The following is a 2590-nucleotide window of genomic DNA, read 5'->3' on the forward strand; positions in this document are numbered from 1 at the left end:
GGCCCCAACCCGCGCGATATCCTCTCTTGTGGTGTGGGTGTTGTGCCCCCCGGCGCCGCGCCGGCCGTCCCCTCCCCGGGCCGCGCCCGGCGGTGGCGAACGGCCGTCCGGTCCCAAGCCCGGTGACACCCGTCCGGCGGGCCCCCGTCCGGGTGGCTCCGGCGGCGCTCCCGGCGGTCCCCGGCCCAACCCCGGCAACATGCCGCCGCGGCCGAACCCGGGCATGATGCCCGGTCGTCCCGCTCCCCGCCCCGGTGGCGGTGGCGGCGGCGGTCGTGGCCCCGGCGGTCCCGGTGGCGGCGGCGGTGGCCGCGGTCCCGGTGGCGGCGGTCGTCCCGGCGGCGGCGGTGGCGGTGGCTTCCGTCCCGGCGGCGGTGGCGGCGCCGGCGGCGGCTTCCGACCCGGTGGCGGCGGTGGCGGCGGCGGTGGCTTCCGCCCCGGCGGCGGTGGCGGCGGTGGCGGTGGCGCACCGGCCGGTGGCGGCGGCTTCCGCGGTCGTCCCGGTGGCGGCGGTCCCGGTGGTCGCGGCGGCGCCGCGGGCGCCTTCGGCCGTCCCGGTGGCCCGGCGCGTCGCGGTCGCAAGTCGAAGCGGCAGAAGCGCCAGGAGTACATGGACAACATGCAGGCGCCGTCGGTCGGCGGCGTCCGCCTGCCCAAGGGCAACGGCGAGACGATCCGCCTGCCCCGCGGCGCCTCGTTGACCGACTTCGCCGACAAGATCAACGCCAACCCGGCTTCGCTGGTGCAGGTGCTGTTCCACCTCGGCGAGATGGTCACCGCGACGCAGTCGGTGTCCGACGAGATCCTGGAGCTGCTCGGCTCCGAGATGAACTACGTCGTGCAGGTCGTGTCCCCCGAGGAGGAGGACCGCGAGCTGCTGGAGACGTTCGACATCACCTACGGCGACGACGCCGGTGGCGAGGAGGACCTGCAGGTCCGCCCGCCGGTCGTCACCGTCATGGGTCACGTCGACCACGGCAAGACGCGCCTGTTGGACACCATCCGCAAGGCGAAGGTGGCCGAGGGCGAGGCCGGCGGCATCACCCAGCACATCGGCGCCTACCAGGTCCGCACGGAGCTGGAGGGCAACGAGCGCCTGATCACCTTCATCGACACCCCGGGTCACGAGGCGTTCACCGCCATGCGCGCCCGTGGTGCGAACTCGACCGACATCGCGGTCATCGTGGTGGCGGCCGACGACGGCGTGATGCCGCAGACGGTGGAGGCGATCAACCACGCCCAGGCGGCGGGCGCGCCGATCGTGGTCGCGGTCAACAAGATCGACAAGGAGGGGGCCAACTCCGCCAAGATCCGCCAGCAGCTCACCGAGTACGGGCTGGTCGCCGAGGAGTACGGCGGCGACACGATGTTCGTGGACATCTCGGCGAAGCAGGGCATCAACATCGACGGCCTGCTGGAGGCGATCCTGCTGACCGCCGACGCCTCGCTGGACCTGCGCGCCAACCCGGAGATGGAGGCGCAGGGCGTCGCCATCGAGGCGCACCTCGACCGCGGTCGCGGTCCGGTGGCCACGGTGCTGGTGCAGCGCGGCACGCTGCGGGTGGGCGACTCGATCGTCGCCGGCGCCGCGTACGGGCGCGTCCGCCGCATGGTGGACGAGCACGGCGTGGACGTCACCGAGGCGTACCCGTCGCGTCCGGTGCAGGTCATCGGTCTGACGTCGGTGCCCGGCGCGGGTGACACGTTCCTCGTGGTCGAGGAGGACCGGGTGGCGCGGCAGATCGCCGAGCGCCGCCAGGCCCGCAACCGCAACGCCATGAACGCGGCGAAGCGCAAGCGCGTCAGCCTGGAGGACCTGGACGCCGCGCTGAAGGAGACCAGCGCCCTCACCTTGATCATCAAGGGCGACAACTCGGGTACCGTCGAGGCGCTCGAGGACGCGTTGATGAAGATCGAGGTCGGCGACGACGTCGAGCTGCGGGTCATCCACCGCGGCGTCGGTGGCATCACCGAGGGCGACATCAACCTCGCCGTCGCGGGTAGCGCCATCGTCCTGGGCTTCAACGTCCGGGCCGAGGGCAAGGCCACCGAACTCGCCAACCGCGAGGGCGTGGACGTCCGCTACTACACGGTGATCTACCAGGCGATCGACGAGATCGAGCAGGCCCTCAAGGGCATGCTCAAGCCGGAGTACGAAGAGGTCCAGCTGGGCCGTGCCGAGATCCGCGAGGTCTTCAAGTCCTCCAAGGTCGGCACGATCGCGGGTTGCCTCGTGGTGTCGGGCGAGATCCGCCGCAACGCGCGGGCCCGCCTGCTGCGCGACAACAACGTCGTGCAGGAGAACCTGCCGATCAGCTCGCTGCGCCGGTTCAAGGACGACGCGACCGAGGTCCGCGAGGGCTTCGAGTGCGGTCTGACGCTCGGCAACTACAGCGACCTGAAGGTCGGCGACATCATCGAGACGTTCGAGATGCGCGAGAAGCCGCGCGCCTGATCGTCGTCAACCAGGTGCGGGGGGGGCGCCCCGCGGGGGCCCCCCCCCCAAGGGACCCGGGGTGAAAAGCGGGGGGGTCGTTAAAAAAAAATAAGCGGGCCACAAGATTTTTGTGGGAGTTAGAGGGGGTGGGCC

1 protein-coding gene is annotated in these 2590 nt (G+C 72.0%); it reads left to right on the forward strand.

Features of this window, described 5'->3' with window-relative positions; translation table 11 throughout:
* Nucleotides 1-2455 (forward strand): translation initiation factor IF-2 (gene infB, locus ACFXGA_RS36210; RefSeq protein WP_378096291.1); only part of this gene is annotated, 2455 nt, incomplete at its 5' end.
* Between the last annotated feature and the right edge of the window lie 135 nt (nucleotides 2456-2590).

The organism is Actinosynnema sp. NPDC059335 (assembly GCF_042752395.1).
Taxonomy (GTDB): domain Bacteria; phylum Actinomycetota; class Actinomycetes; order Mycobacteriales; family Pseudonocardiaceae; genus Actinosynnema.